Origin of the sequence: Conexibacter sp. CPCC 205762 (assembly GCF_030646155.1) — a bacterium.
In the GTDB taxonomy this organism is placed as follows: Bacteria; Actinomycetota; Thermoleophilia; order Solirubrobacterales; family Solirubrobacteraceae; genus Conexibacter.
Genome location: NZ_JAUTDN010000015.1, coordinates 46,636 through 73,099 on the forward strand (window position 1 = coordinate 46,636; position 26,464 = coordinate 73,099).

A 26,464-nucleotide genomic window follows, 5' to 3' on the forward strand; every position below is an offset into this window, starting at 1 on the left:
GGCTACGCGGCGGGCGGCGCGCCGCCCGGCGGCGGGCTCGTGGGCGGCGCGGCGAGCGCGTCCGGCACGTCCGCCAGCGCCTTCGCGAGCTGGTCGCGGGAGCGGATCCCGAGCTTGCGGTAGACGTTCGTGAGGTGGACCTCGACGGTCTTCGGCACGACCCCGAGGTCGGTCGCGATCTCGCGGTTGGTGCGGCCGTCGGCGGCGCGGCGAGCGATGCGCGCCTCGCTCGGCGTCAGCGCGTCGCGATCGGCCGAAGGGCCGCGGCTGACTCTCGCGCCCGTCGCCGCCAGCTCCTCCTCCGCCCGCCGCACGATCGGCTCGGCGCCGCGTTCCGACGCGAGCGCGTGCGCCTGGCGCAGCGGCTCGCGCGCGTCGGCGCGGCGGCCGGCGCGACGCAGCGCGGCGCCGAGGTCGCAGAGCGCGCGGGCGTGTTCGAGCCGCGTGTGGGACGGCGCGAGCAGCGCGACGGCCTCGGTCAGGAGGGCGACGGCGTCCTCCTCGGCGTCGACGGCGGCGAGCACGCGCAGCGCGGCGCCGAGCTTCGCCGGGCCCTCTGGTCCGCCGCGCGCGCGGGCTACGCGCGCACGCGCCTGCACGACCGCCTCCTCGACCCGCCCGACGGCGGCGAGCCCGAGCGCCAGCTCACGGTGGACGGGCAGGATCTCCTGCCACGACAGCAGCGGGAACAGCTCCTCCAGCAGCGCGACGCCCCGCGCCGCCTCGCCGCGCGCGACGAGGCTGGCGGCGTGGCCGGCGAGCGGCATCAGCATGATCGGGTAGGGCGTCTCCGGCCGGCGCCAGCCGTCGAAGAGCGCGTCGGCCTCGTCCCAACGACCCTGCTGACTGAGACCGTCGATCAGCAGGCAGATCGCGAACGTCCGCTGCCACGACAGCTCCTCATGCAGCGCCAGCGCCTCGCGCAGCAGCCGCTCGGCGGCCGGCAGCTCGCCGCGCTTGTTCGCGAGGAAGCCGAGGCACAGCACGCAGGAGCGGTAGGCGCGGCCGGCGCCCTCGGCCCGTGCCAGCGCGCGGCCGTCGGTCAGCCAGCGCTCGGCGCCGTCCAGATCCTCCGCGATCACCTGCGTCACGACGACGCTTTCGAACGCCATCTCGCCGAGCGAGAGCACGATCGCCGGGCGCTCGATCAGCGGCGCGACGAACGCGGTCGCGCGCTCGATCGCGCCGACGCCCAGCTCGTAGTACGCGCGCATCGCGAGCAGCTCGCGTTCGCGGTCGTCGCGCGGCTGCAGGCCGGTGGTCGCCGCCAGCAGCCGGCCGACGGCGTCGGCGGCGTGCGCCGGGGCCATCAGCAGCTCGGCGTTGGCGATCTCCAGCGCGATGCGCAGCTCGTCGGCGCCGTCGGGCAGGGCGGCGCGGGCCGTGTCGAAGGCGGCGGCCGCGGCGGCCGGCGCGCTGTGCTCGATCAGCAGACGGCCCTTGGCGATCCCGATGCGGACGTGCTCGCGAGGGTCGTCGCTGGCCGCGAGCGCCGGCTCGAAGGCCGCGGCGGCGCTCGGGCCCTCCAGCCGCACGGACGCCTCCGCCAGCCGCGTCAGCAACGTCGCCCGCAGCGCGGCCGGAGGCGGCTCGGCCAGCGCGCGGCGCAGCAGCGCGGCGGCCTGGGCGGCGTCGCCCCACGCGGCGGCGCGGGCGGCGGCGGCGCGCAGCAGCTCGACGACGTCGGCGCGACCGGCCGCGGGCGCGTGCAGGAGGTGGACGGCGATCGTCTCGGCGGGCGCGCCGCGGGCGATCAGCAGGTCGGCCGCGCGCGTGTGCAGGAGCGCCGCGGTCCCGGGCGGGACGGCGGCGGCGAGCGCGGCGCGCAGGAGCGGATGGCGGAAGTCGATCCGCTCCTCCTCGACGCGCGTCAGGCGCGAGTTGAGCAGCGCGTCGACAGTGGTCGAGACGGTGCTCAGCGGGAGCGCGGCGACCTGCGCGAGGGCGGCGAGGTCGGCGGCGCTGCCAAGGACCGCGAGCGCCCGTGTGACCGCGACCGCGTCCTCGCCGAGCGCCTCCACGCGCGGTCCGGCGAAGCTGCCGACGTCGTCGATCGCGAGCGCCGGGATCGCGTCGGGCGCCGGCGGCTGGTGCCCGTCGAGCCGCTCGAGCAGCGTCGTCAGCAGGAAGGCGTTGCCGCCGCTGGCCTGGTGGCAGGCGGCGCAGAGTGCGTCGTCGGTGGTGTGGCCGAGCGCGCGGCGCGTCAGCTCCGCGCTGTCGGTCTTTGCGAGCGGCGCCAGCTCCAGGTTGGGGAGCGTCGTGCGCAGCTCCTCCGCGCAGCGGCGCCCGTCTTCCCGCGTGGCGACGACGATGCCGAGCGGGAGCGCGTCGAGCCGGCGGGCGAGGTAGGCGAGGACGCGCAGCGACGCGGCGTCGGCCCACTGCGCGTCGTCGAGGACCAGCAGCAGGGGGCGTTCACGGGCGAGTTCGCCGATGAGCTGCGCAAGGGCGTCGGCGGCGACGAAGGTGTCGGGGTCGCCGGTTGCGCGGCCGGGGCGGGTCACGTCGTCCAGACGCCGCTGGGCGGCCGGGCCGAGCGCGGCGGCGGCGGGGGACAGCAGCTCGCGCGCGACGGCCAGCTCGAAGCTCTGCTCGGCCTCGAAGCCGACGGCGCGCAGGACGAGCGCTCCCGAACGCTCGGCGGCCGTCGCCACCTCCGCGATCAGGCGCGTCTTGCCGACGCCGGCCTCGCCGGTCAGCAACAGCGCGGCGCCGCGGTCAGCGCGCACATGCGCGAGCAGCTCGTCGAGCCGCGCCAGCTCCCGCTCCCGTCCGACCACCGGCGTCGTGCCGGTGCGCTCGCTCGATCCTCCCGCCGTCATCCTCGCGGGCGAGTCTGGCACGAGCGAGCGGCCGAGTGCCCGCTCGTGGGGCGGTGATGTCAACGCGGCGCCAGCACGCGCAGCCAGCGGTGCAGCGGGGCGGAGCGGCGTCCGTCGCCGAGGTCGGCGCGGACGGTGAGGCGGTAGAGGCCGGGTGCGAGGCGCAATCTCAGCGCGCGGCGGCCGGTGACGGTTGCCGCGCCGGCGAGCGGTCCGAGTCCGCGCTCACCGCCGACATCCACGAGCCGCCCGCTGAACCGTCCGCCACCGCTGCCGCGCGGGCAGCGCTTGAGCGCGCGGCTGCCGACCGCTCGCGCGAGCCGCCACCGCAGCTGCTCGGTCCGCGCGAGCGCGACGCCCAGCTCGACGCGGACGGTGCCGTCGGCGGCGGGTCGCAGGCAGTTGCGGCGCAGCGTGAAGCGCTCGATCAGGCGGCCGGCCGGCGGCGCCGAGGCGGGCGGAGCAGGGAGGACCGGCGGCGCGGTCGTGGGCGGCGCGCCGGGCGTGGGCGGCGTGTTCGTCGGCGGCGTGTCCGGATCCGCAGGCGGCGTGCCCCCGCCGTTCCCACCGCCACCGCCCGGCTCCGGCGTGACCGGCGTCGTCGCCACCGCTGTGAGCGCCGCGGCCGGGGAGCCCTCGGCGTTGTCGTCGAAGGTCAGCTCGGCGCTCTTCGCCCCCGCCGACGACGGCGTCAGGCGCAGCCGCACCACGCAGCCGGCGTTCGGCGCCAGCGTCGAGCCCGAGCAGCTGTCGGCGACGACGGCGAACTCGGCAGCGTCGGGGCCGGCGAGCGCGATCGCGTCGATCCACAGCCGCACGCCGCCGCTGTTGCGCACCGTCACGCTCCGCTCGGCGGTCGCGCCGACCGCGACGGTGCTGAAGTCGGCGTCGTCGGGATCGCGTCTCGTCGGCGGCGTGAAGATCGACGCTCTCGCCGTCCGCACGATGGCGGGCGCGCGTGTCGTGCCGCCCGCGAGCAGCACTCTGCCGTCGGGCAGCGACGCGAACGACGCGTCCATGCGCAGCTCGGGCAGCGGGAAGCTCGCGACCGTCGAGCCGGTCGCGAGGTCCTGGACGACGGTCTCGGTGACCCAGTTGCCGGTCAGCAGCAGACGGCCGTCCTGGAGCGCCACGCCCTTCCACTTCTCGCCGTCGACGGGCAGGCTGCCGCCCGGCCGCCACTGCGCGATCGCGGGATCGAACCGCTCGACGGTCGCGAAGCCGCCGCTGTCCCCGGCCACCGCGAAACCTCCGTCCGCAAGCGGGATCGCGTTGCCGGCGTAGCGTGGCGCGGCCATCGCCGGACCTGCGCTCCAGCTGTCGGTCGCGGGGTCGTACAGCTCCGTGCTGGCGTAAAGGTAGGGAGCGCTGTAGTCGTCGCCGCCGGCGACGAGCACGCGGCCGTCGGGCAGCCGCGACGCCGCCGCCAGCCGGCGTCTCGTCGCCATTGCGGGCGCGGACGTCCAGCTGTCGGTCGCGGGGTCCCACAGCTCCGCCGTCCCGGTCCAGTCGCCGCCCTCCAGCCGTCCGCCGGCGACGAGCACGCGGCCGTCCTGGAGCAGCACGGCGACGTGATCCTGGCGGCCGGTCGGGAGATCGGCGGCGGCGCTCCACTGCTCGGTGAGGGGATCGTAGATCTGGACGGAGGCGGTCGCGCGCCCCGCGACCCAGCCTCCGACCAGCAGCACCCGGCCGTCGGCAAGGACGGTCGCGGTCGCGGCGTGGCGCGGGTTCGCGGGGGTCGCGGTCATCCGCCAGGTGCCGCTGGCCGGGCTGTAGATCTCGCTGCTGTCGGCATCGCCGTTGCCGTCGTAGCCGCTGATGACGAGCACCTCGCCGTCCGGGAGGATCGCGCTGGCGGCGTCCTGGCGGGCGTCGCGCATCGGCGGCGCGTCGCTCCAGCCGGAGGCGGCGAGGGCGGGCGATGTGCTCGACGCGAGCGCGGCGACGGCGAGGAGAGCGAGCGGCAGCAGGCGCGGCAGACGGCGTGAAGGCATAGGTCGAGGAGCGTATGCGCGCCACCCGGTCGCTCGCACCGGGGGCCCCCCAACGCCGTCCCCGTGCGGACATCGCGGTGATGCGGAGAGCGGTCCGGGCTGCCAGACTGCCGCGCTCCCCTTCGATCGAGGAGCAGGCATGGCCGGGACAGGCGACGTGGTGAAGCAGCACATCGAGGCGTTCAACGCCAGAGACGTCGCAGGGGAGCCGTGGGCGGCCGACGCGGAGATGACGGCACCCGGCGCGAGCGTGAGCGGCCGCGACGCGGTGCTCGGCTTCCTCGGCGTCTTCCACGAGGCGTTCTCCGACGGCCGGCTCGTGATCCAGAAGCTGATCGTCGACGGCGCCTCAGCCGCGGCCGAAGGCCGCTTCGTCGGCACCCACGACGGCGTCCTGCACACCCCGAACGGTGACGTCCCCGCCACCGGCCGCGCGATCGACTTCCGCTGGGCGGCGGCGTACGAGGTCAACGGCGAGGAGCTGCTCTCCGAGCACCTCTACTTCGATCAGCAGGAGTTCCTGACGCAGCTTGGGTTGGTGTAGGGGCAGCGGAGGACAAGCGAGAGCGCCGCTCCACCCGCCTGGACAGCCCCGCTGCGGGATTTCGAGTCCCGGCGCCCCGACGAGCAGTTTCCCCCTGTCGTACTGACCAGCGGGCGCGGGAACTCGTCGCACGAGCCCCCGCGACCGCCCGGCTCAGTCGACGAGCAGCGCGTCGAAGGCGATCCAGGTGCCGCTCGAGGCCGCGTTCTTGCTGCCGCTCACCTTGATCGTGATCGAGTGTCTGCCGTACGGCAGCGTGCCGGTGTCGAAGACCTGCGCGTGCCAGGTCGCCGACGCCGCGTAGAGGTCGACGTTGACGGGCGTGCCGCCGTCAACGGAGACCGACGCGATCCCGTAGCTCGGCAGCTTCGGCGCGATCACTCTGCCGCGCGTGCCGGTGAAGGGGATCGTGAGCGTGTTGCCGGTGCCGTTGTCGTGGTGGTGGGTGCCGCCCATGTCGGCGCCCCAGTCGCGGCCCCACGTGCCGACGGTGCGCAGCGACGGGTCTTCGTTGCCGACGACCTGGCCGCGCAGCTCGACGTCGTCGATCAGCGCCCAGCCGCTCGTCGCCGTGCCGCGGTCGATGCCGACGTGGACGCGACCGCAGCTGCTCGTGACCGTGATCGGCAGCGAGATCCGTCTCGCGCTCGTGGTGGAGACGGTCGTCTGCGCCAGCGTCGTGTTCGTGCAGGTGTCCTGCGCGAGCAGGCGGAACGGCTGGCCGCTGGTGACGACGGTCGCGTCGAGCGTGTATCTCGCCGCGCCTGTGATCCCGACCAGCGGCAGGCCGAGGTCGCTCGCGCTCTCGAGCCCGACCCCCTGCACGAGGCTGGTCGTCGTCGTGCCGCTCGGCAGCACGAAGCCCGCCCAGCCGCCGTTCGCTCTCAGCGCCGTGCCGGCCGCCGACGGCAGGCTCGACGGATCGTTCGTCGCGCCGCCGACGCCGCCGATCGACCACCACGCGCTGCCGGTCCGCTCGAAGTCGCCGTTCATCACCGACGGCGTGTTTCTGATCACGCCCGGCGCGCCGCTCAGGCCGCCGAAGGTCGAGTCGGTGAAGGTCGCGCCGACCCAGGTCGGGAAGTTGGGGATTCTGTTTCTCGAGACGAAGGTGTTGTTCCACATCGAGAAGCGCGTCATCGGCGACTGGTCGCCGCGGTCGGTGTCCTGGAAGTATCTTCTCGTCCCTCTCCAGGGGTTGTCGCAGCGGCAGTCGACCGCCTGCGCGACGTCGGCGATGAACGTGTTGTCGTGGATCGAGACGTCGGAGATCTCGACGTTGCGCTGGTCGGGGTCGAGCGAGCCCCACGGGATCAGCGTGAAGGCGTTCTGCTCGCCGAAGTCGACGACCTCGTTGTTGGCGATCTCGATGTAGCGCGCCGCGCCGCCCACGTCCGGCGCGCGCCACGGGGCGACGAAGCGTGGGTCGGCGTAGCTGACGGCGATGTAGAGCCCGTCGTCGCCGGCGTTGATGTGGTTGTAGAGGACCTTGACGTGCTGCGAGCCGGTGATGTTGACGCCGTCGCTGCCGAGGCTGCCGGCCTTCGAGTTGAGGTACGTGCCGGTGATGTCGCAGGAGTTCGCGCGCACGAGCGTGATGTTGAACCCGATCGTGTTCTGCGTCGTGACGTTGTTGATCCAGCATCTGTCGACGTCGCGGAAGCCGATCGCGTCGAGGCGGATGTCGAGGGCCGGGCTGACGGCGACGCCGAGCTCGATCGTCCCTCTGCCGCTCGTCGTCAGCGTCACGTTTCTGGCGTTCGCGGCGAAGACGAACGGCTGGTTGTGGAAGGCGTTGGAGTCCCAGTTGAGGTTCGAGCCGGGGACGTCCGGGCCGAGCGCCGGCGGCGTGTCGTAGTGGCTGACGTCGAGGCTCTGTCTCAGCGTTCCGTCGAGCTGGAAGACGACGTTGGAGCGCAGCCGGATCCCGCCGCTGAGGAAGGTTCTGCCGGCCGGCACGAGGACGGTGCCGCCGCCGGCCGCGGAGGCGTCCTCGATCGCCTGCTGGATCGCGAGGCGGTCGTTCGTGACGCCGTCGCCTCTGGCGAGGTAGGGCGCGGCGGTGACGTCGTACGTTCTGGCGGCGGCGAGCGCCGGCAGGGCGAGGCAGAGCAGCAGCGCGGCGAGGAGGGCGCGGACGGTCCTCCGGCCGCGTCCCTCCGGACGATGCAGGTGCATGGCGTCGATCTCCCCGCGACGGCAGGTGTGGATCGCCGGTGCACGAGGGCGGGCCGTCGCGTCGCCACCCCCAGCAACGGCGACGAGAATGCCATAGCATGTGTCATATGTCAAAATTGGTGCGGAACCGGTCACTGCGGGCGCGTGCACGTGCCAGACTGAGTCGATCGTCACCTTCCTCCTGCATCGTCGCGGCCGAGCGCACGTCGCGCTCGCGGTTCTCATCGCACTGACGCTGCTGGCCGGCGCCGGCTGTGGAAGCGGCGGCGACGAGGGCGACGGCCCGCTCGCGCTGACGGAGCGAGACGACGCCGGCGACGTGCTCGACATGCGTGCCGTCGAGCGGCTGGACGACGACGAGTGGGACGAGGCGACCATCGAGTCGTTGACGACCGACGGACAGCCCGGCCTGGACCTGCGCGGCGCCGGACTGGCGGTGAAGGACCGGACCCTGCGTCTCGACGTGGAGACCGAGGGCCCGATCCGGACCGGCACGTTCGGGCTGACCGCGTCGACCAAGGCGAGCTGCGGGAGTGCTCAGCTGACCGTTTCCATCCACGTGAGGGAGGGCGGGACGACGGTCAAGGCGACTGATCTCCCGCACGGCCGCGGCAGACGGGTCGAGGCGACGGTGAAGGTGGACGGCGAGCACCTGACGCTCTCCCTGCCCCTGCTGACCTCGGCACGCTTCGAAGACTGGACGGTGTCGAGCACAGATGCCGCGTCGTCTCGCCTCGAGCGCTCCCGCTACGGGGACTACGTCCCGGACCAGGTCATCGAGGGCGCCTATTTCACCCGCGGGACGGGCACGCCGAACTACGCGGGCACGTTCGGGGATGAGCCCTGCGGCCCGCCCGATCCGCCGCTGCTCGCGCACTAGGCGCCCCGACTCAGCTGCGAATCAGGACCCGCCTTCCTCGCCCGGCCCGGAGAAGCGGCGCGGGTCGTACGGGCGCGTGCCGGGCTCGCAGTGGTAGCACCGCTCGGTCGTCGACCAGCACGGACACTGAAGCTTGACATGTGACAAAAAGGTCACCTATTGTCCAAGCCATGGACGCGGTCTTCAAGGCGCTCGCGGATCCGACCCGGCGGGAGCTGCTCGACGAGCTGTTCCGGCAGGACGGCCAGAGCCTCGGCGCGCTCGAACAGCGGCTGCCGATGACGCGCTTCGGCGTGATGAAGCACCTCAGAGTGCTGCAGGAAGCCGGGCTGATCACCGCGCGCAAGCAGGGCCGGGAGAAGCTCCACTTCCTCAACCCGGTCCCGATCCGGCTCGTCCACGACCGCTGGGTGAGCAAGTACGCAGCGCCCTGGGCGGCGACGCTGAGCGCGCTGAAACAGACGCTGGAGGACGAGACGATGAGCACGGTCAAGACGGTCTCCTGGAGCGACGGAACCGCCCCGGTGGCGAGCGGCACGGCGGTCTTCGAGGTCTTCGTCAAGACGACCCCGGAGCGGCTGTGGGAGGCGATCACCGACCCGCAGCAGCGGGCGAAGTACAGCTTTGGCGTGGAGACGCACTCGGACTGGACGCCCGGCTCCGACTACAGCGCGGGCGTCCCGGGCGTCGTCGACATCGCCTCCGGCACGAACGTCGAGGTCGACCCGCCGCGGCTGCTGGTGCAGACCTTCGACGCGCTCTGGAGCGACGACGTCAAGGCGCAGGGCACGACCCGCGTCACCTGGGAGATCGAGCCGGTCGGCAGTTCCTGCCGTCTCACGGTCACCCACGACCAGCTGCCCGCGAGCGCGCACTCGGAGCTGTACGGCGGCTGGCCGATGATCCTCTCCGGCCTCAAGACCTGGATCGAGACCGGCGAGCTGCTCGATACGCCCGGCTCGCTGCGCTACGCCGGCTGACCTCAGCAGGCGGCTCGCGCACGCGGCGCGCCGGCGGCGGCAGCGGCGGAGACGGCCGCGTCGCACCCCGGCGGCGCGAGCGGGCGGATCAGGACCGCCGCGGAGGCGGTGCCGGCGGCGCGTGCGTTGGCGGCGCTCACGCGGGCGCGGTTGAGCACGCTGCGCGCGTCGGTGAAGCCGTCGCCGACGCGCGCGGTGACGGTGACGACGAACTCCCGCCCCGGCGCGAGCGGCGTGCGCAGGGTCCAGCACAGCGGTCTCGCCGCACGCGCGCCCGGCATGTCACCGCCCGCCGAGGCGACCGGCCCGGCCGCCGCGCCGTCCGGATGCCGGGCGCCGACGCGCGCCCGCGCCGCCCCGCTCACCAGCTGCACCCCCACCCCCGGCCTGTCGCAGATCCGCACGCCGCGAGCGGGCACGCCGCCGTCGGAGAGCGCCGTCAGCGTGTAGCGGACGAGCGCGCCGGGTCGCGCGACGCGCGCCGAGGCGCGCTTGGTGAGCGTCACCCGCGCGCCCGCGAGCGCCCGGCCGAGGCCGCGCACGACCACCCTCCGCGCCGCCACGCCGTCGCCGCGGACCGTCACCGCCGGCCGCACCTGCGCGCCGGCGCGCAGACCGTTCACCCGCACCCGCACGCGCGCCGCCGCGCCCGGCGCCAGCGAGCCGACCGTGCAGCGGACCGTCGACCCGCGCGGCGCGCCGCAGCGGCCGCCGGCGATCGTCGCGCCGAGCACCTGCGCGCCGGGCACGCTCACCACGACCGAGACGTCCTCGATCGCCGCAGCGGTCGTGTTGCGGACCGAGAACGCGACGACCGCCGGCTCGCCCGCGACCGGCCGCGACGGCGCGATCGACGGCGTCACGATCGCCAGCGGCGGCTCCTCGACCGCCGGCGGAACGGGCGTAAGAACCGGCACGCGTACGACCGTCCGCACCGCGTTGGACGAAGCAGCGACCGGCTGACGCGCCACCACCCCGACCCCGCTCGCCGACGCGCTGTTGACGATCGCGAAGCCGTCCGCGACCTGTCCCACGCGCACCTCGAAGACTGCGGTCGCCGCCGCGCCCGGCGCCAGTGCGCCGAGCGGGACCGAGGACGCGCCGGCCGCGGCCGTCCCGGCCGGCGCCGGATCGCTGACGACGACGTCCTCGGCGACGTCGTCGCCGTTGTTGGTGACCGTCACCGAGTAGCGCAGCAGGTCGCCCGGCGCCGCGACGGAGCCGTCGCCGCCGGTCGTCACGTTCGCGACCGTCTTCGACGCCGCCAACGCCGGTGCCGACAGATCGGTCGCGAGCGAGACCATCTGCGTCAGGTACTGGTCGAGCGTCGTCGACAGCTCCAGCGTCGCGCTCGTCGCGCCGTTGGCGATCAGGCCGGTCGTGACGATCCGGTCGGCGTCGAAGCCGAGCTGGTTGACGTAGCCGGGCGTCCGCGTCGCGACCGAGTCGACGCCCTCGAACGAGATCGAGCTGTTGAAGAGGTTGTTGGCCGGGTTGGCCGCGTCGGTCAGCGGCTGGCCGCCGAGCAGCCCGCGGTCGCCGGCGCTGCCGCGGTCGCCCTCGTAGGCGACGAGCCCGACGGCCGTCCGCACCGCGCCGGTGCGCGGCGTCACGAAGCCGCTGACGGTCAGCGCCAGCGGCGGGTCGCCCTGCTGGATCGTCGCGAGCCCGTCGAAGACGGTCAGGTTGCGCAGCGGCTGGGTCGCCGATCTGTAGACGATCACGAGCCCCCAGCCGGCGTAGCGGTCGAGGCCGGTGCCGGCCTGCACGTTGGCGACGGTGTACTGCCCGGCCCCGCCGGCGACCACCTGCGCGGTCACGTCGGCGAAGCCGCCGTAGGCGCCCGGCACGGCCGCGGAGTCGGCGACCGAGCCGCTCACCGGCACGTACCCGCCCGAGGCTGGCGTCCGCAGCAGCACCGCGCCGCGCGCGCCGGCCGCGGGCGCCACCGCCCCTCTCGTCCCCGCCGTCACGCGCCCGCCCCAGTAGAGCCCGGCGAACAGCACCTGCGCGTCCGCAGGCGGCGCGAACGAGGCCGTCGAGGAGTCGAACGTCGTCGGGTCGCCGTCGACGTCGACGTACGTCATCGCGTAGCCGTTGTTGTTGAGCGCGGCACCCGTGGCCGTCCCCGCCTGCGCGCCCGCGCAGGCCGGCTCGGCCGCCGGGCACGTCATCAGCGTGTTGCCGGTGACCCAGGTCGCGCCCGTGTCGTTGGTCGTGTAGCGGATCGCGAACGGCTGCTCGACGACCGCGCCCGCGGAGGAGCAGACGACCAGCAGCGCGACCCACGCGACCATCACCGCACGTACCACGCAGCGTTGCTACCCGCCTGAACAACTGGTTGAAGCCGATCCGGCTCCCCTGCAAGCGACCGTGCAGAAGCCCCGTTTCCTCCCGGCGGCTAGCCTCCCGGCATGGCCGAGATCCTGCCGCTCACCGCGCTGCACTACGACGCCGCCGTCGCCGGCGACTACGACGCGCTCGTCAGCCCGCCCTACGACGTGATCGACGACGAGCAGCGCGCCGCGCTGGCCGCCCGCTCGCCGTACAACGTCGTCGGGATCGACCTGCCGCAGGGCACGCAGGAGACCCCGGATCCGTACGCGCGCGCCGCCGAGCTGCTGCGCGCCTGGCAGGCCGACGGTGCCGTCACGCACGACGACGTCCCCGCGATCTGGCCGCTGCAGCAGGAGTTCGTCGGCCCCGACGGCCGCAGACGGACGCGCAGCGGCTTCCTCTGCAGAGTCCGCGTCGAGTCCTACGGCGCCGGCCGCATCCGCCCGCACGAGCGCACCCATCCCGGCCCCAAGCAGGACCGCCTCGACCTGACGCGCGCCACCAGAGCCAACCTGAGCCCGATCTTCAGCCTCTTCTCCGACCCCGGCAACACCGCCTGGAGCGCGCTCCAGCCGCACGTCCGCACGAGCGCGCCGTTCGCGACCACCACCGACGAGGACGGCACCGTCAACCGCCTCTGGCGCGTGACCGACCCGAACGCGCTGGAGACCGTCGTCGAGGCGGTCGCGCCGGCCGAGCTGCTGATCGCCGACGGCCACCACCGCTACGAGACCGCGCGCGCCTACGCGGACGAGGTCGGAGGCGGCGACGGCCCGCACCGCTGGGTGCTGATGTGCCTCGTCGCGCTGGAGGATCCGGGCCTGACGGTCTTCCCGACCCACCGCCTCGTCAGCGGCGTCGAGAGCGGCTCCGGCCAGCAGGACGCGCTCGACCGCGTCATCCGCGAGCAGTTCGACGTGACCGAGCTGCCTGACCGCGGCTCGCTCGTGCCCGAGCCGCGCCGCGGCGACGAGCGCGTTCAGTTCGGCTACATGGACGCCGTCGGCCAGGTCCCGTTCATGCTCGCGCTGAAGGAGGACTCGATCGCCGAGCAGCTGCTGAGCGACCGCTCGGAGGCGTACCAGCAGCTCGACACGGCGGTGCTGGAGGCGGTCATCCTCAAGCACGCGCTCGGCATGAGCGACGAGCAGATCGACCACAGAGACGGGCTCGACTACGCGCGCGACTTCGACGAGGCGCTCGACCTGCTCGACTCCGAGGAGGCCGACGCCGGCTTCTTCATGGCGCCGATGCCGATCGAGCAGGTCCAGGAGGTCGCGGAGGCCGGCGAGAGCATGCCGCCGAAGTCGACCTTCTTCTACCCGAAGGTTCCGACCGGCCTGCTCTTCAATCCACTGTTCGAATAGGGCCGAACGGCCCGCTACGATGGGCCGCTCTCTCCGCTCCCGACCAATGAAGGACGACATGAAGGCGAACGCGCGACGAACCGGGACCTTCACGCACGAGATCGACGTGCGCGGCCACCAGATCATCGCGGACGAGCCTGCAGAGCACGGCGGCGAGGACGACGGCCCCAGCGCGCAGGAGCTGCTCGCGGCCAGCCTCGCGGTCTGCACGGCGACGACGATCGAGATGTACGCGAAGCGCAAGGGCTGGGACATCGGCAAGATCGCGGTCGAGGCCGAGTACTCGCCCGCCGAGCGCGGCGCGCCGACCCGCTTCAGGCTGACGCTGAAGCTGCCCGCGAACCTGACCGAGGAGCAGCTCGAGCGGCTGTCGGTGATCGCCGCCAAGTGCCCGGTCCACCGCACGCTCGACGGCGAGGTCATGTTCGACGAGCGGATCGAGCTGGTGGCCTGAGCGCTTATCCTCGGCAGCGGATGACGACGGCGATCGCAGACGAATTGCGCCGGCGCCTCGCCGGCGACGAGGCGTCAGCGAACGTCGACCTCGCGCACGAGACCGAGGCGGCGGTGCTGGTGCCGCTGTTCCTCGTCGGCGAGGAGCTGCACGCCGTCTTCACGAAGCGGCGCGAGGACATGAGACGTCACCCGGGCGAGATCTCGTTTCCGGGCGGCCGCCGCGACCACGAGCGCGAGCCGCTGCAGACGACGGCGCTGCGCGAGGCCGAGGAGGAGGTCGGGCTGACGCCCGCGTCGGTCGAGCTGGTCGGCACGCTGGCGCCGGTGCGGACGTTCGTGACCGGCTACGTGATCTACCCGCACGTCGGCCTGATCCCGCGGCCGGACACCGACTGGGTCGTCAGCGAGAACGAGGTCGCGCAGGTGATGGAGCTGCCGCTGAAGGCGCTCGTCGCCGGCTTCGACAAGCGACCGGTCACGCGCCGCGGGATGACCTGGTCGACCGACTCCTACGTCGTCGGCGACCACTTCATCTGGGGCGCGACGGCGCGGATACTGGGCGATCTGCTGGAGCGGATCGGCCCGCTCGGCTCGGCCTAGTCGTCGCCGCGCCGCGACGCCCGCTCGGCGCGGAAGCGCTCCAGCGCCGCCTCGACGTCGTCCTCGTCCGGCTCCTCCGGCTCGCCCATCAGGCTCGCGACGGTCAGCTCCGCCTCGCCGCGAGCGCGGCGGCGCGAGTTGGTCGCCTCCAGCATCTGCTCGAGGTCCTCGGAGTCGCGCGCCGCCTCGGCGTCGGCGTGCTCGCGCGGCGTTCTCCAGCCGACCTGCGCCGCGCCGGAGCCGGGCGCGAAGAGCCCGATCGCGACGACGGCGATCAGGCCGAAGGCCACGATCCCGAGGATGATCGCCACGAACGGGTCCATGCGGGGCGAGTCTACCGGCGTCTTTCCGGTGCGACCCAAGTCCGCCGCAACTCCGCGCCCGCGCACGGGTTTCAGCAGTTGTCCGTGACGCCGCGGAGATCCCACCCGACGGCGGCGGCGTCCTCCCCGGCGCGGCCGCGCCCGCGGATTCGACGTCACGGCAGCCGATGGGCCCAGTGGCTCCCGACCACAACATCGCCCCCCGTGGTCGGGAGTCGTTGGCGCTCGGCGCACCGCTCCGCGCCGCCCGCATCCGCACTGCGAGCGGATGGTCGTATGCTCTCGCGCCGATGATCGACCTCACCTGCGTGGTCCACGTCCACTCGCAGCACTCCGACGGGACCGGCACCGTGCCCGAGATCGCGGCCGCCGCTGCGGCCGCCGGCGCCGACGTGGTGCTGCTGACCGACCATGACACGCTCGCCGCCCGCTACCACGGCCACGAGCGCTGGCACGACTCCGTGCTCGTCTGCGTCGGGGAGGAGGTCACCAAGCGCCCCGGCCACCACTACCTCGCGTTCGGCCTCGACGACCCGGTCGACCATCGCCGCCTGACGCCGCAGCAGGTCGTCGACGCGGTGTCCGCCGCCGGCGGCTTCGGCTTCACCGCCCACCCCTTCTCGGTCGGCGTCAGACCGTTCCCGTTCGTGCCCGCGACCGGCTGGGACGATCCCTTCCCGCAGGGCGCGACCGGCGCCGAGCTGTGGTCGCTCGTGACCGACACGCTGGAGCGGTTCGAGCACCGCCGCGACGCGCTCCGCTTCCTGCTGGCGCCGCGCGCCGCGCGCCAGCTCGACCATCCCCGCCGGGAGGCGCTCGCCGCCTGGGACCGCGCCGCGCAGACGCGCCGCGTCGTCGCGATCGGCGGCCTCGACGCGCACCAGTTCGGCCTGCGGCTGGCCGGCCGCGTGCCGCTGCGGATGATGAGCTACCGCCGCTCGTTCGAGCTGCTGCGCACGCACGTGCTGCTGGAGCGCCCGCCGAGCGGCGATGCCGACGCCGACCGCGCCGCCGTCTACGGAGCCCTGCGCGAGGGCCGCTGCTACATCGCCCGCGACGCGCTGGCCCCCGCCGGCGGCTTCCGCTTCTGGGCCGACGGCCCGACGCACGTCGAGATGGGCAGCGAGTCAGATGCCGGCGGCTTCACGCTGCACGTGCGGCTGCCGCGCAGAGCCGACGTCCGGATCGTCCGCGACGGCGCCGAGTTCGCGCGCGTCCACAGCGGCACGAGCCTCGACGCGCCGGCCCACGAGCCGGGCGTCTACCGCGTCGAGGCGAGCCTGCTGGACCACGGCCGCCCGCGCACCTGGGTCGTCTCCAACCCGATCTACCTGCGCTAGCGCGCCGCGTCGGATGACGCGGCGCGGGAGCGGTCAGGCCTGCAGCTCGACCGGGTCGGCCTCGCGCGCGGCGACGGCCGGCGGCGTGTCGCGCAGGTACCACTCGGCGTCGAGCGCGGCCTTGCAGCCGGAGGCGGCGGCGGTGATCGCCTGGCGGTAGGTGTGGTCGACGAGGTCGCCGGCGGCGAAGACGCCGCGCAGAGTCGTTCTGGTCGACAGCCCGCTCGTCTTGACGTAGCCGTTCTCGTCCAGCTCGACCTGACCGCCGAACAGCTCCGACTGCGGCTCGTGGCCGACCGCGATGAAGGCGCCGGTCGCGCTGTGCTCGAGGATCTCGCCCGTCTCGACGTGCTTGAGGCGGATCTTCTCCATCGCGCCTCTCTCGCCGGCGACGAACTCCTCCACGACGTACGGCGTCAGCCACTCGATGTTGTGCGCCTCTCTGGCGCGGTCGAGCATGATCGCCGAGGCGCGGAACTCGTCGCGGCGGTTGACGATCACGACTCTGCCGGCGAACTTGGCGAGGAAGATCGCCTCCTCCATCGCCGAGTCGCCGCCGCCGACGATGACCGTCTCGTGCTCCTTGAAGAAGGCCGCGTCGCAGGTCGCGCAGTAGGAGACGCCGCGGCCGGAGAGGTCGACCTCTCCGGGCACGCCGAGCTTCTTGTGCTGGGCGCCGGTCGCGAGCACGACCGCCTTCGCCTTGTAGGCGTCGTCACCGACCCAGACGGTGTGGATGCCGCCGTCGGACAGCTCGACGCTCGTCACGTCGTCGGTGATGAAGCGCGTCCCGAAGCGCTCGGCCTGGTCGCGGAACTCCTGCATCATCACCGGGCCCATGACGCCTTCTCTGTAGCCCGGGTAGTTCTCGACCTCGGTCGTCTGCTGGAGCAGGCCGCCCCAGGCGAAGCCCTCGATCACGAGCGGTCTCAGATCGGCGCGAGCGGTGTAGAGCGCCGCGGTGTAACCGGCCGGACCGCTGCCGACGATGATCACGTTCTCGACGTCTGACATGGGTGCTGATGCTCCGATCCGGGGGTCGCTCAATACTTCATTTATGATAGCGCCCCGCGGCAGGGTCCGCAGGGACCCTGGAGCTTACGCTCGCACCGGTTCTCGCCGCCACGACTCGACTCTCTTGCGAAGGCCGAAGTAGGCGAGGATCCCCGGGATCGTCGGCAGCCAGAACGCCAGCAGCCGGTAGGCGAGCACCGCCAGCACCGCGAGCGAGCCGGCGACGCCGAACGCGACGAAGGCGCCGATCATGCCGCCGTCGACGCCGCCGATGCCGCCCGGCAGCGGCAGCAGGTTGCCGAGCATGCCGACGAAGTAGCCCTGGATCACGACGGCCAGCGGCGGCGCGTCGCCGAAGGCGTGGAAGCAGGCCCACAGGATCGCGACGTTGAAGATCCACCAGGTCGCGACGCCGAACATCGCGCGGTCGGGATGGCGGACCTTGTGCAGCGCGAAGCGGATCCCGCCGCGCATCGAGGCCGGGCCGAGCGCGAGCCGCCGCAGCCACTTGGCCGTCTTCGGCCGTCTCGCCGACATCCGCTCGATCCGCTGCGGGAAGTCCTCCGGCACGAACACGAGCGGGACGAAGATCGCGACGCCGACGAGCCCGACGATCGCGGGCAGGATCGTCAGGCCGAACGGCGCCGGCCCCGGGAACAGCCCGGTCCGCAGGCCGAGCCCGCAGACGATCATCGCCGCCACGTAGACGCCGTACAGCAGCACGAGGAAGGCGATCATCCGCTCGGCGACCTCGCGCCGCGGCAGGCCGGCACGGCGCAGCGCCCACGCGGTCAGCGCGACGCCGCCGGCGCCGCCGGCCGCGAACAGGCGCGTCGCCGCGAGGCTCGCCATCGTCATCAGGTAGCTGTCGCGCAGCGTCACGCGCGAGCCGGGCGGGATGTGGATGCCGTGGAAGAGCGCGATGTAGCTGCCCATCGAGAGGATCTCGAAGGCGAGCGCCGCCGCCAGCCAGGCGTGGTCGCCCTCGGTCACTCTGTCCCAGGTGTCCTTCATGCCGCCGATCTCGGGCAGCACGAAGTAGAGGAAGGCGAGGATCGCCACGATGAAGATGCCGGAGAGGATCAGCTGGCGCCGCGTGATCTGGATCCGCGGCATCTCCTCGTCGTCGTGACCGTGCTCCTCGTCCGGATGCGGCTCCTTGACGGGCGCGTCGGTCATCGCGTCAGCCTCGCGCTCTGAACTCGAGCGCCTGTACGGCTCTGGAGATCGCGCTCGCGGCCGGTGACAGGGCGGGCGCGGCGGCGCGCACGCCCTCGGTCAGCGCGAGCCCGGCGAGCAGGTCGATCACGTAGTGCTCGCCGAGGTAGACGAGCGCCAGCCCGAGCGTGCCGGCATAGGTCCAGCCGACGATCCCGGAGATCGGGCCGGCCTCCTGCAGCAGGTGTGCGGCGTTTACGGAGGTCGCGAAGTGCAGGGACGGCATGGCAGCCAAGGGGTTTCCCGCGAACAGAGAGTAGAGGGGCCCCCAGCGGTGCTTCCAGAACTGCTCGCCGTACTCGATCATCATCCGCCGCACGCGCGTGTGGTCGGCGTCGTCGAGTCTGCCCTGCTGGTGGGCGTACCAGGGCGGCGCGGTCGGCACGAGCCAGTAGACGAGCGCGCCGAGGTCGAAGACGGCGTAGGTGGTGACGGCGGCGCGCCCGAATCTCTCGCGTCTGCGCAGCAGGATGTACGCGGTCGTCGCGTGCGGCACCGCGAACCACAGCCAGTGCGACCAGACCAGCACCTTCTCGATCGGGCGGATGCTGCCGGGCGCCGACAGCAGCCGCTGGAGCCGCAGCGTCGGCGGCGTGCCGAGGCCGATCACGGTGTCGACTCTGACCGGGTAGTCGACGTGCACGCGCCGCTGCGCCGCCTCCGGATCGTCGTGCGGCATCTCGTATGCGGCGAGGTACGCCCACATCTGCAGCGTGCAGGTCAGAACGTCGCGGGTGCGAGAGCGCGGGACGACCACGCAGAGGGCGACCGGCGCTGCCGCAGAGGCTGCCAGCACGACCGGTTTCGGGACGCGCATGCGCCGGCGCACGAGGGGTGCGGCGACGCCGGCCACCAGGACAGTCCAGGCGGCGGCTCGGAGGGCCTTCGACTTCCGCAAAGCGCCGGGAGTATATGAGGGTCGTCTCACAACTCCTTCACACGTGTCGCAGGATCGGCGCCGATGTCCGCCGTTCGGCCATAGGATCACGGGCCATGAGCGCCTACGAGCCCGTGCACGAATACGCCACGGTCACCCTTCACCGGGCCGGCGCGGTCGCCCGCATCGAGCTGAACCGCCCCGACAAGATGAACGCCTGGGACACGCAGCTCGGGCTCGACCTGCGCGCGGCGGTCGAGCAGGTGCGCGACGACGACACGATCCGCGCGGTGCTGCTCACCGGCGCCGGCCGCGGCTTCTCCTCCGGCGCCGACCTGTCGGCCGGCTTCGAGCCGACGCCCGAGGGCCATCCGGACGTGCACACGGCGCTCGTCGAGCGCTACCACCCGATCATCAGCGGGCTGCGCGAGCTGCCGAAGCCGGTCGTCGCCGCCGTCCACGGCCCCGCCGTCGGGATCGGCTGCTCGCTCGCGCTCGCCGCCGACCTCGTGCTCGCGGCCGAGTCGGCCTACTTCCTGCTGGCGTTCGTCAACATCGGGCTCGTGCCCGACGGCGGCTCCTCCGCCTTCATCCCGGCCCGCATCGGCTTCACCCGCGCGATCGAGCTGGCGCTGCTGGGCGAGCGGCTGCCGGCGCCCAAGGCGCTCGAGTGGGGGCTGATCAACGCCGTCCACCCCGACGCCGAGCTGCCCGCCGCGGCCGACACGCTCGCCGCGCGCCTCGCCGCCGGGCCGACGCGCTCCTACGCCGGCACCAAGCGGCAGCTCAACAGCTGGGTCTACGAAGGCTTCGGCGCGCAGCTGGAGTTGGAGGCCGCGATCCAGCAGGAGCAGGCGGCCAGCAGCGACTTCGCGGAGGGGGCGCTCGCATTTCTGCAGAAGCGGGCGCCTGAGTTCAAAGGTGTCTGAGGTGGTCAGAGTGCAGGGAAAAGCCCGTCGCGACGGGGGTTCTGCGGACCCTAGGTTCCAGAGCGGGGCACGTGGCGCAGCATCCGGCGGCGCGGTGGGTAGAATCCGCGCCGCCTTGCGACCTGAAACTGCTTCCATTCGCCGCCGCGCTGTCGCGGCCCTGCTGCTCGCGACGATCGGATCGCTCGTCTTCGCCAGCGGCGCGTTCGCCGACTTCCTCACCCCTGAATCGGGTGGCTCGCCGAACGCAGACCAGATCGACTCGCTCTACAAGATCGTCCTCTACATCGCGATCGTCGTTTTCATCGTGGTCGAGGGCGCGCTCTTCTACTCGATCTGGAGATTCCGCGCCAAGAAGGGCGCCGTTGCCGCGCAGATCCACGGCAACACCCGTCTCGAGATCTCCTGGACCGTCGGCGCCGCGCTGATCCTCGTCGCGCTGGCCGCCGTCACCTTCTCGAAGCTGAGCTCGATCCAGGACCCGCCCAACAGCGGCAAGGACGGCCTCCAGCTCGCCGACGGCGTGCTGACCGCGTCGACCGACATGCCGAAGCCGCCCAACGGCAAGTCGCTGACGATCTGCGTCACCGGCCGCCAGTACATCTGGCGCTACACCTACGGCGCGGAATGCCAGAGAAACGCCTTCGGCCTCGTCTACTCCTACGAGGAGATGGTGGTCCCGGCGAACACGACCGTCGTGCTCGACATCCAGGCGACCGACGTCATCCATTCTTGGTGGATCCCGAAGCTCGGCGGCAAGTTCGACGCCGTGCCGGGGTACAGAAACTACACCTGGTTCAAGGCCCCAAAGGCCGGCGAGACCTACAGAGGGCAGTGCGCCGAGCTGTGCGGGCGCAACCATGCCGACATGACGGCGCGTGTCCGCGTCGTGACCCCGCAGGCGTATGAGGCGTGGGTCGACCAGCAAAGAAGCGACATCGCCGACGCGGACAGAGAGGTCCAACAGTTGCGCGAGCAGCTCACGCGCGACGGCGACCTCAACTAGGGAAAAGGAACCCGACCGATCATGGCAACCACCGACTTCGCGACGCAGCCCGTGCCGCAGGTGCTCGCCCACGAGGTCCACAAGGAGCGCCAGAAGGCGCGGTGGATCGACTGGGTGACGACAACCGATCACAAGAAGATCGGGATTCTCTACATCGTCTTCACGTTCGGCTTCTTCCTTGTCGGCGGCATCGAGGCGCTGCTCATCCGCCTCCAGCTGGCGACGCCGAACAACAACTTCCTCACGCCTGAGCATTACAACGAGCTGTTCACGCTCCACGGCACGACGATGATCTTCCTCTTCGTCGTACCGATCATGGCGGGCTTCGCGAACTACTTCCTGCCGCTGATGCTCGGCGCGCGGGACATGGCCTTCCCGCGTCTGAACGCGCTCTCCTTCTGGCTGCTCGCGTTCGGCGGCATCGTCTTCTACGCGTCGCTGCTGTGGCAGCCGCCGGAGGCCGGCTGGTTCTCCTACACCCCGCTCTCGAACGAGATGTTCACGCCGAGCGGCGGTCAGGACGCGTGGATCTTCCTGATCCACATCACCGGCATCTCCTCGCTCGTCGGCGCGGTCAACTTCTACGCGACGATCGTCAACATGCGCGCGCCCGGCATGGGCTGGGGCCGTCTGCCGCTGTTCGCGTGGACGATCCTGATCTACGCGCTGCTGCTGATCCTCGCGCTCCCCGTCATCGCGGGCGCGGTCACGATGCTGCTGACCGACCGCCACTTCGGGACGCACTTCTTCGACCCGACCGAGGGCGGCTCGCCGATCCTCTGGCAGCACCTCTTCTGGTTCTTCGGCCATCCAGAGGTGTACATCATGATCCTGCCGGGCTTCGGGATCATCTCGGAGATCCTGCCGGTCTTCGCCCGCAAGCCGATCTTCGGCTACAAGGCGATCGCCGCCTCGACCGCCGTGATCGCCTTCCTGGCGGCGCTCGTGTGGGCTCACCACATGTTCGCGGTGCCGGTGCCGACCGTCGTGCTCGGCTTCTTCATGCTGTCGTCCTTCCTGATCGCCGTCCCGACGGGCGTCAAGATCTTCAACTGGATCGCGACGCTGTGGCGTGGCTCGATCGTGACGGCGTCGCCGCTGTACTTCGCGGTCGGCTTCATCTCGATCTTCGTGATCGGCGGCATCACCGGCATCTTCCTCGCCGTCTTCCCCGTCGACTGGCAGCTGACCGACACGTACTTCGTCGTCGCTCACTTCCACTACGTGCTGATGGGCGGCGCGGTCTTCACGATCTTCGCGGGCCTCTACTACTGGTACCCGAAGATGACCGGCCGTCTCTGCAACGAGACGCTCGCGAAGGTGTCGTTCTGGTGGATGTTCGTCGGCTTCAACATGACGTTCCTGGTCCAGCACGCGGCCGGCCTCTCGGGCATGCCGCGGCGCATCTACCAGTACCCGGGCGACGCCGGCTGGACGCTGTACAACCAGATCTCGACCGTCGGCTCGTTCGTACTCGGCGTCGGCATCCTGATCAGCCTCGTGAACTTCATCCGCAGCTACAAGAACGGCGCGATCGCGGGTCCCGACCCGTGGAAGGGCAACACGCTGGAGTGGTTCACCACCTCTCCCCCGCCGGTCAACAACTTCGACGAGGTCCCGCGGGTCCGCTCCGTCGAGCCGATGAAGGACATTCGCCGTCAGGTCGAGCGTCAGTCCGGCATCGAGCACGAGACCGCCACGACGCCGCACGCGAACGCGTAGGCTCACCGTCGTGGAAGCGTCACGCTTCACAACCCCGGTCAAGGCGCACGCCCACAGCGGCGTGCGCCAGGTCGTTGCCGACTACCTGACGCTGACCAAGCCGAAGGTCCAGCTGCTGCTGCTGCTGACGACGGTCGCGACGATGGAGATCGCCGGCGACCCGTCGATCGGCCTGATCCTGCTGACGCTGCTGGGCGGCTACCTGTCGGCCGGCGGCGCCGGCGCGGTCAACCACTGGTACGACCGCGACATCGACGCGAAGATGGCCCGCACGGCCAACCGGCCGATCCCGTCGGGCCGCGTCAGCCCGCGCGCCGCGCTGATCTACGGCTTCAGCCTGCAGGTCGCCTCGTTCGCGCTGCTGTCGCTGACCGTGAACGTGCTGGCGGCGAGCTTCGCGCTGCTGGGCTTCCTCGGCTACGTCTTCGTCTACACGCTGTGGCTGAAGCGCTCGACGCCGCAGAACATCGTGATCGGCGGCGCCGCCGGCGCGGTCCCGCCGCTCGTCGGCTGGGTCGCGACGACCGGCTCCTTCGATCCGGCCGCGCTCTACCTGTTCGCGATCGTCTTCTACTGGACGCCGCCGCACTTCTGGGCGCTGGCGCTGCGGATGAAGGACGAGTACGCCGCCGTCGACGTGCCGATGCTGCCCGTCGTGCGCGGCGAGGAGGAGACGCGGCGGCAGATCACGCTCTACTCGTTCCTGCTCGTCGCCGTCAGCTTCCTGCCCTTCGCCGGGCAGCTGTTCGACGGCATCTACGCCGTCTGCGCCGCGCTCCTGGGCGGCTGGTTCCTGTTCCTCGCGATCAGACTCCAGCGCAAGCCCGACCGCGCCTCCGCGCTCAAGCTCTACCTCTTCTCGATGCTCTACCTCGCGCTGCTGTTCGGCGCGATGGTGGCCGACGTGAAGCTCTGAACTTCTTTGAACCCGACTCACCCGTAGAACTCGAGGACACCATGGACCGCCGACTCGCTCGCAAGAACATCCGCTCCGCGCTGATCGCCACGGCGGTCTGCGTCTTCATGTTCGGCGCGTCGTTCCTGGCCGCCGCGATCTACATCTCCTAGGAACCATGAGCCAGCAGCCTGAGCAGACCACCCCGCCGGTCGGCGAGGAGATCCACCTCCCCGGTCCGAGCCTCCTGCCGATCCTGAACGCGCTCGGCATCACGCTGACCGTCGTCGGCATCACCGGCGGGCTCCCGATCCTGATTATCGGCCTCGTGCTGTTCCTCAGCACGACGGTCAAGTGGATTGCCAGCACGCGCAAGGACATCTCCGAGCTTCCGCTCGAGCACTCGCACGGTCCCGGCGACCACCACTAGCCAGCCTCAGATGACGAGCGGCGCCTCCCGGCGCCGCTCGCACATCGCATCTCTCAGCGGCCGCTCCTTCGAGCGGCCGTTTTTTGTTCTCCCGGGCCGGACCAGCGTGCGGCTAACGCGCCGCGGCCCCGCTGCCGGCCATCGGCACGGCGCAGACGGCGCCGTCCTCGGTCCAGCAGCGCACGACGTCACGCATCGAGAGCACGCCCACCAGCTCGCCGCCCTCGACGACGATCAGGTGGCGGAAGCTGCCGCGCACCATCTCGCAGGCCGCCTGCTCGAGCGACCAGTCGGGAGCCGCGAACACGAGGTCGCTGGTGAGATGGTTCCCCACCAGCTCGGCGTCGGGATCCAGCCCCCGCCCGATCGCAGCGAGGACGTCGCGCTCCGTGAGGAGCCCCGGCCCTGGCTGGTCGGCGTCGAGGACGATCGCAGAGCCGATCCTCCGTTCGTGCATCAGCTGAGCCGCCTCCCGCAGCGTGTGGCCGGGGCCGACGGTCAACGATGTCGCGGACATGCCCTCGCGTACCTGCATCGCCGCCTCCGTGGTCGCTTGCAACGATTGCAGCAAGCTTACCCCCTCGGTCCACGCCGACACGCCCGTTCTCTCTCCGATCCGGTCAGAGTGACGCCGATGCGCCATCTGTAACACGAGAAATGCCCGCTCCGCTGGTCTTTTTCAGCAAACGCACCAGTTCGGTCGACTCAATGAAATCGACTCGTTCGTTAACGTACCCAAAGACTTTGAGTGCGCCAGCTTGTCGCAAGCGCGCTGTACGGACCATCCAAAACTGGTCCTCGCTCCGTATCTCTGTCCGGTGCCCACGCAACGACCAGGAACAGTCCGCCACCGCACGCAGCTCTATAACGAGGCTGTGCGGATCGTCGAAGCCGAGTACGCCTCGGACCTCGAGCTCGACGACATCGCCCGTCGCGTCGCCTCGTCGCGTCGCCAACTCCAACGGGCCTACGCCGAGATCGGCGACACCACCTTTCGCGAGCATCTCACGAGAGTCCGCATGGAGCGGGCCGCCGAGCTGCTCGCGAACGGGTCGCTGACCGTCCGCGAGGTCGCCCGCCGGGTTGGCTACCGACAGCCGGCGCAGTTCGCCAAGACCTTCCGCCGCCACCTCGGCAACGTGCCGTCGGCGTACCGCGCTCGCGCCCGCGAGGGCGTGTCGCAGACGCCGCGCGCCGCCTAGGGGCGACTCGACCGGCTGCTGGCGTGCGATGCGACCGCCCTTTCGGCGGTCGCTTTCGCGTGCCTGCACGCGGTCGCGCGCACTCGCGCGACGCCCGCACGCGACGCGCGCGCAACGCCCGTTTCCGACCCTGTCAGGAGCGGCGCTCTCCCCTACCCCGAGGGGTCAACGCTGAACGGTCCGCGGTCCGGTGACCGACCACATTTGCGCACCGTCTCTCCGCTCGCTTAGGATCGGCACAGGAGAGCAGGCCCACGGCGGCAGCGAGGAGTATCTGCGTGCGTAGACATCCGGTCGCATTGATGGTTGGCGTTGGCTTGGTCGCTTCGGCGATCGGCATCGCGCTGGCCCTCATCATCGACTGGTTCCCGACCGACGCTGCGAAGCAGGCGGGACCGATCGACACGCTCTACGACGTGTTGATGATCATCTCCGTCCCGGTCTTCGTGCTGGTGGTCTGCGCGACGCTGCTGTCGGTCTGGCAGTTCCGCATGCGGCCTGGCCAGGAGAGACAGGACGGGCCGCCGATACACGGCAACACACGCCTCGAGATCGTCTGGACGGCGATCCCGGCGATCGTGCTCGTCTCGCTCTGCTCCTACGCCTACACGGTCCTGACGGACATCGAGGAGAAGAAGCCGAACACCCTCACCGTCAACGTCACCGGGCAGCAGTTCGCCTGGAGATACGCCTACGACCAGGACGGCAGAACGATCGAGACGACGCAGCTGGTGCTGCCGAAGGACCGGCCGGTGCTGTTCAAGGTCAGAGCGCTTGACGTGATCCACGACTTCTGGGTTCCGGCCTTCCGCGTCAAGATCGACGCGGTCCCCGGGATCGTGACCGAGGTGCGCGCGACGCCGACCAAGACCGGCACCTTCGAGGTCGTCTGCGCGGAGCTGTGCGGCCTCGGCCACGCCGTCATGCGCTCGACCGCCAGAGTCGTGACGCCGGCCGCCTACGACAGCTGGATCGCCGAGCAGGTCAGAGGCGGCAGCGCCGGCGGCGGTGCCGCGGGCGGCGGGGACTCCGGCGGCGGCGCGAGCGGAGGCGGCGGCGACGCCGCCGCGCTCGGCAGAGAGACGTTCGTCTCCAACTGCGGCAGCTGCCACACGCTCGCGGACGCGGGCACCAACGGCAGCGCAGGCCCCGACCTCACGACTGCGCTGAGAGGCCAGTCGGAGGACGAGATCAGAGAGGACATCGTCGACCCCGACAAGAGAGTCGAAGAGGGGTATCAGCCCGGTGTGATGCCGAGCAACTTCTCCCAGACGCTCTCGAGCGAGCAGATCGACGGCCTCGTGACCTACCTCGCGAGCGTGTCGAGATGACCGAGGTGCGTGTGCA

The 26,464-nt window shown here is 71.7% G+C and carries 23 protein-coding genes; 14 read left to right on the top strand and 9 right to left on the bottom strand.

Annotated elements, in window-relative coordinates:
* Positions 1 to 2: 2 nt before the first annotated feature.
* Positions 3 to 2,822, bottom strand: coding sequence for a LuxR family transcriptional regulator (locus tag Q7L73_RS13705; protein WP_304715574.1), 2,820 nt, complete (start codon positions 2,820 to 2,822; stop codon positions 3 to 5).
* 59 nt (positions 2,823 to 2,881) lie between these two features.
* Positions 2,882 to 4,819 carry a kelch repeat-containing protein gene (locus tag Q7L73_RS13710; RefSeq protein ID WP_304692442.1) on the bottom strand — a complete coding sequence of 646 codons (1,938 nt, stop codon included), beginning with the start codon at positions 4,817 to 4,819 and terminating at the stop codon, positions 2,882 to 2,884.
* Positions 4,820 to 4,958: 139 nt separating this feature from the next.
* Here Q7L73_RS13710 and Q7L73_RS13715 point away from each other — a divergent pair, with 139 nt between their 5' ends.
* Positions 4,959 to 5,363: an ester cyclase gene (locus Q7L73_RS13715; protein ID WP_304692440.1), complete on the top strand. Its 405-nt coding sequence runs from the start codon at positions 4,959 to 4,961 to the stop codon at positions 5,361 to 5,363.
* A 153-nt stretch (positions 5,364 to 5,516) separates the two neighbouring features.
* Here the strand turns inward: Q7L73_RS13715 and Q7L73_RS13720 are convergent, their stop codons facing one another.
* Entirely contained in the window at positions 5,517 to 7,541 is a 2,025-nt protein-coding gene (locus Q7L73_RS13720) for a glycosyl hydrolase family 28-related protein (RefSeq protein WP_304692438.1), read from the bottom strand.
* Between the two features lie 100 nt (positions 7,542 to 7,641).
* Between Q7L73_RS13720 and Q7L73_RS13725 the strand changes: the two genes are divergently transcribed.
* Together Q7L73_RS13725 and Q7L73_RS13730 are read left to right on the top strand one after the other, a co-directional pair.
* A complete protein-coding gene (locus Q7L73_RS13725) occupies positions 7,642 to 8,421 on the top strand; it encodes a hypothetical protein (protein ID WP_304692436.1) in 780 nt (259 codons plus the stop codon).
* Between the two features lie 170 nt (positions 8,422 to 8,591).
* Positions 8,592 to 9,401, top strand: coding sequence for a metalloregulator ArsR/SmtB family transcription factor (locus Q7L73_RS13730; protein ID WP_304692434.1), 810 nt, complete (start codon positions 8,592 to 8,594; stop codon positions 9,399 to 9,401).
* A 2-nt stretch (positions 9,402 to 9,403) separates the two neighbouring features.
* On the opposite strand, the gene Q7L73_RS13735 is transcribed toward Q7L73_RS13730, so the two are convergent.
* Positions 9,404 to 11,713 carry a hypothetical protein gene (locus Q7L73_RS13735; RefSeq protein ID WP_304692432.1) on the bottom strand — a complete coding sequence of 770 codons (2,310 nt, stop codon included), beginning with the start codon at positions 11,711 to 11,713 and terminating at the stop codon, positions 9,404 to 9,406.
* Positions 11,714 to 11,815: 102 nt separating this feature from the next.
* Between Q7L73_RS13735 and Q7L73_RS13740 the strand changes: the two genes are divergently transcribed.
* The 3 genes from Q7L73_RS13740 to Q7L73_RS13750 are packed head-to-tail and all read left to right on the top strand — an operon-like array spanning position 11,816 to position 14,161.
* On the top strand, positions 11,816 to 13,105 hold the full coding sequence (locus Q7L73_RS13740; protein WP_304692431.1) for a DUF1015 domain-containing protein: 1,290 nt from the start codon (positions 11,816 to 11,818) through the stop codon (positions 13,103 to 13,105).
* A 46-nt stretch (positions 13,106 to 13,151) separates the two neighbouring features.
* The gene (locus tag Q7L73_RS13745) at positions 13,152 to 13,559 is read left to right on the top strand and encodes an OsmC family protein (protein WP_304692430.1); all 408 of its coding nucleotides are present in this window, start codon (positions 13,152 to 13,154) and stop codon (positions 13,557 to 13,559) included.
* A gap of 20 nt (positions 13,560 to 13,579) precedes the next feature.
* Entirely contained in the window at positions 13,580 to 14,161 is a 582-nt protein-coding gene (locus Q7L73_RS13750; protein ID WP_304692429.1) for a CoA pyrophosphatase, read from the top strand.
* Here the strand turns inward: Q7L73_RS13750 and Q7L73_RS13755 are convergent.
* A complete protein-coding gene (locus Q7L73_RS13755; RefSeq protein WP_304692428.1) occupies positions 14,158 to 14,484 on the bottom strand; it encodes a hypothetical protein in 327 nt (108 codons plus the stop codon). The two genes, Q7L73_RS13750 and Q7L73_RS13755, sit on opposite strands and share 4 nt — an antisense overlap.
* A gap of 290 nt (positions 14,485 to 14,774) precedes the next feature.
* Here Q7L73_RS13755 and Q7L73_RS13760 point away from each other — a divergent pair, with 290 nt between their 5' ends.
* Positions 14,775 to 15,824: a CehA/McbA family metallohydrolase gene (locus Q7L73_RS13760; RefSeq protein WP_304692427.1), complete on the top strand. Its 1,050-nt coding sequence runs from the start codon at positions 14,775 to 14,777 to the stop codon at positions 15,822 to 15,824.
* A gap of 33 nt (positions 15,825 to 15,857) precedes the next feature.
* Here the strand turns inward: Q7L73_RS13760 and trxB are convergent, their stop codons facing one another.
* The 3 genes from trxB to Q7L73_RS13775 all read right to left on the bottom strand — a co-directional run bounded on the left by trxB (position 15,858) and on the right by Q7L73_RS13775 (position 18,873).
* Positions 15,858 to 16,838 carry a thioredoxin-disulfide reductase gene (gene trxB / locus Q7L73_RS13765; RefSeq protein ID WP_304692425.1) on the bottom strand — a complete coding sequence of 327 codons (981 nt, stop codon included), beginning with the start codon at positions 16,836 to 16,838 and terminating at the stop codon, positions 15,858 to 15,860.
* Positions 16,839 to 16,922: 84 nt separating this feature from the next.
* On the bottom strand, positions 16,923 to 18,017 hold the full coding sequence (locus tag Q7L73_RS13770; RefSeq protein WP_304692423.1) for a lysylphosphatidylglycerol synthase transmembrane domain-containing protein: 1,095 nt from the start codon (positions 18,015 to 18,017) through the stop codon (positions 16,923 to 16,925).
* Positions 18,018 to 18,021: 4 nt separating this feature from the next.
* Complete coding sequence (locus tag Q7L73_RS13775) at positions 18,022 to 18,873, bottom strand: phosphatase PAP2 family protein (RefSeq protein WP_304692421.1); 852 nt, start codon at positions 18,871 to 18,873, stop codon at positions 18,022 to 18,024.
* Between the two features lie 176 nt (positions 18,874 to 19,049).
* Here Q7L73_RS13775 and Q7L73_RS13780 point away from each other — a divergent pair, with 176 nt between their 5' ends.
* The 5 genes from Q7L73_RS13780 (at position 19,050) to Q7L73_RS13800 (ending at position 23,915) form a co-directional block, all read left to right on the top strand.
* Entirely contained in the window at positions 19,050 to 19,862 is an 813-nt protein-coding gene (locus Q7L73_RS13780) for an enoyl-CoA hydratase-related protein (RefSeq protein ID WP_304692419.1), read from the top strand.
* A gap of 115 nt (positions 19,863 to 19,977) precedes the next feature.
* Positions 19,978 to 20,868: a cytochrome c oxidase subunit II gene (coxB, locus tag Q7L73_RS13785; RefSeq protein ID WP_304692417.1), complete on the top strand. Its 891-nt coding sequence runs from the start codon at positions 19,978 to 19,980 to the stop codon at positions 20,866 to 20,868.
* Positions 20,869 to 20,889: 21 nt separating this feature from the next.
* Positions 20,890 to 22,590, top strand: a complete 1,701-nt coding sequence (gene ctaD, locus Q7L73_RS13790) for a cytochrome c oxidase subunit I (protein WP_304692415.1) — start codon at positions 20,890 to 20,892, stop codon at positions 22,588 to 22,590.
* 10 nt (positions 22,591 to 22,600) lie between these two features.
* On the top strand, positions 22,601 to 23,506 hold the full coding sequence (locus Q7L73_RS13795; protein WP_304692413.1) for a heme o synthase: 906 nt from the start codon (positions 22,601 to 22,603) through the stop codon (positions 23,504 to 23,506).
* Positions 23,507 to 23,663: 157 nt separating this feature from the next.
* Entirely contained in the window at positions 23,664 to 23,915 is a 252-nt protein-coding gene (locus Q7L73_RS13800) for a hypothetical protein (RefSeq protein WP_304692411.1), read from the top strand.
* Positions 23,916 to 24,027: 112 nt separating this feature from the next.
* Here the strand turns inward: Q7L73_RS13800 and Q7L73_RS13805 are convergent, their stop codons facing one another.
* Positions 24,028 to 24,450, bottom strand: a complete 423-nt coding sequence (locus Q7L73_RS13805) for a cyclic nucleotide-binding/CBS domain-containing protein (RefSeq protein WP_370552427.1) — start codon at positions 24,448 to 24,450, stop codon at positions 24,028 to 24,030.
* 340 nt (positions 24,451 to 24,790) lie between these two features.
* On the opposite strand from Q7L73_RS13805, the gene Q7L73_RS13810 reads away from it, so the two are divergent.
* Together Q7L73_RS13810 and coxB (Q7L73_RS13815) are read left to right on the top strand one after the other, a co-directional pair.
* Positions 24,791 to 25,117 (top strand): helix-turn-helix transcriptional regulator, encoded by a 327-nt coding sequence (locus Q7L73_RS13810; RefSeq protein WP_304692407.1) that lies wholly within the window; start codon positions 24,791 to 24,793, stop codon positions 25,115 to 25,117.
* Positions 25,118 to 25,434: 317 nt separating this feature from the next.
* The gene (gene coxB / locus Q7L73_RS13815) at positions 25,435 to 26,448 is read left to right on the top strand and encodes a cytochrome c oxidase subunit II (RefSeq protein WP_304692405.1); all 1,014 of its coding nucleotides are present in this window, start codon (positions 25,435 to 25,437) and stop codon (positions 26,446 to 26,448) included.
* Positions 26,449 to 26,464 lie beyond the last annotated feature (16 nt).

Excerpts from the sequence above, each read along its gene's own strand:
- Q7L73_RS13705 (WP_304715574.1), bottom strand. The coding sequence starts at position 2,822 with ATGACGGCGGGAGGATCGAGCGAGCGCACCGGCACGACGCCGGTGGTC.
- Q7L73_RS13710 (WP_304692442.1), bottom strand. The coding sequence starts at position 4,819 with ATGCCTTCACGCCGTCTGCCGCGCCTGCTGCCGCTCGCTCTCCTCGCC.
- Q7L73_RS13715 (WP_304692440.1), top strand. The coding sequence starts at position 4,959 with ATGGCCGGGACAGGCGACGTGGTGAAGCAGCACATCGAGGCGTTCAAC.
- Q7L73_RS13720 (WP_304692438.1), bottom strand. The coding sequence starts at position 7,541 with ATGCACCTGCATCGTCCGGAGGGACGCGGCCGGAGGACCGTCCGCGCC.
- Q7L73_RS13730 (WP_304692434.1), top strand. The coding sequence starts at position 8,592 with ATGGACGCGGTCTTCAAGGCGCTCGCGGATCCGACCCGGCGGGAGCTG.
- Q7L73_RS13740 (WP_304692431.1), top strand. The coding sequence starts at position 11,816 with ATGGCCGAGATCCTGCCGCTCACCGCGCTGCACTACGACGCCGCCGTC.
- Q7L73_RS13745 (WP_304692430.1), top strand. The coding sequence starts at position 13,152 with ATGAAGGACGACATGAAGGCGAACGCGCGACGAACCGGGACCTTCACG.
- Q7L73_RS13750 (WP_304692429.1), top strand. The coding sequence starts at position 13,580 with ATGACGACGGCGATCGCAGACGAATTGCGCCGGCGCCTCGCCGGCGAC.
- Q7L73_RS13755 (WP_304692428.1), bottom strand. The coding sequence starts at position 14,484 with ATGGACCCGTTCGTGGCGATCATCCTCGGGATCGTGGCCTTCGGCCTG.
- Q7L73_RS13760 (WP_304692427.1), top strand. The coding sequence starts at position 14,775 with ATGATCGACCTCACCTGCGTGGTCCACGTCCACTCGCAGCACTCCGAC.
- trxB (WP_304692425.1), bottom strand. The coding sequence starts at position 16,838 with ATGTCAGACGTCGAGAACGTGATCATCGTCGGCAGCGGTCCGGCCGGT.
- Q7L73_RS13770 (WP_304692423.1), bottom strand. The coding sequence starts at position 18,017 with ATGACCGACGCGCCCGTCAAGGAGCCGCATCCGGACGAGGAGCACGGT.
- Q7L73_RS13775 (WP_304692421.1), bottom strand. The coding sequence starts at position 18,873 with ATGCGCGTCCCGAAACCGGTCGTGCTGGCAGCCTCTGCGGCAGCGCCG.
- Q7L73_RS13780 (WP_304692419.1), top strand. The coding sequence starts at position 19,050 with ATGAGCGCCTACGAGCCCGTGCACGAATACGCCACGGTCACCCTTCAC.
- ctaD (WP_304692415.1), top strand. The coding sequence starts at position 20,890 with ATGGCAACCACCGACTTCGCGACGCAGCCCGTGCCGCAGGTGCTCGCC.
- Q7L73_RS13800 (WP_304692411.1), top strand. The coding sequence starts at position 23,664 with ATGAGCCAGCAGCCTGAGCAGACCACCCCGCCGGTCGGCGAGGAGATC.
- Q7L73_RS13805 (WP_370552427.1), bottom strand. The coding sequence starts at position 24,450 with ATGCAGGTACGCGAGGGCATGTCCGCGACATCGTTGACCGTCGGCCCC.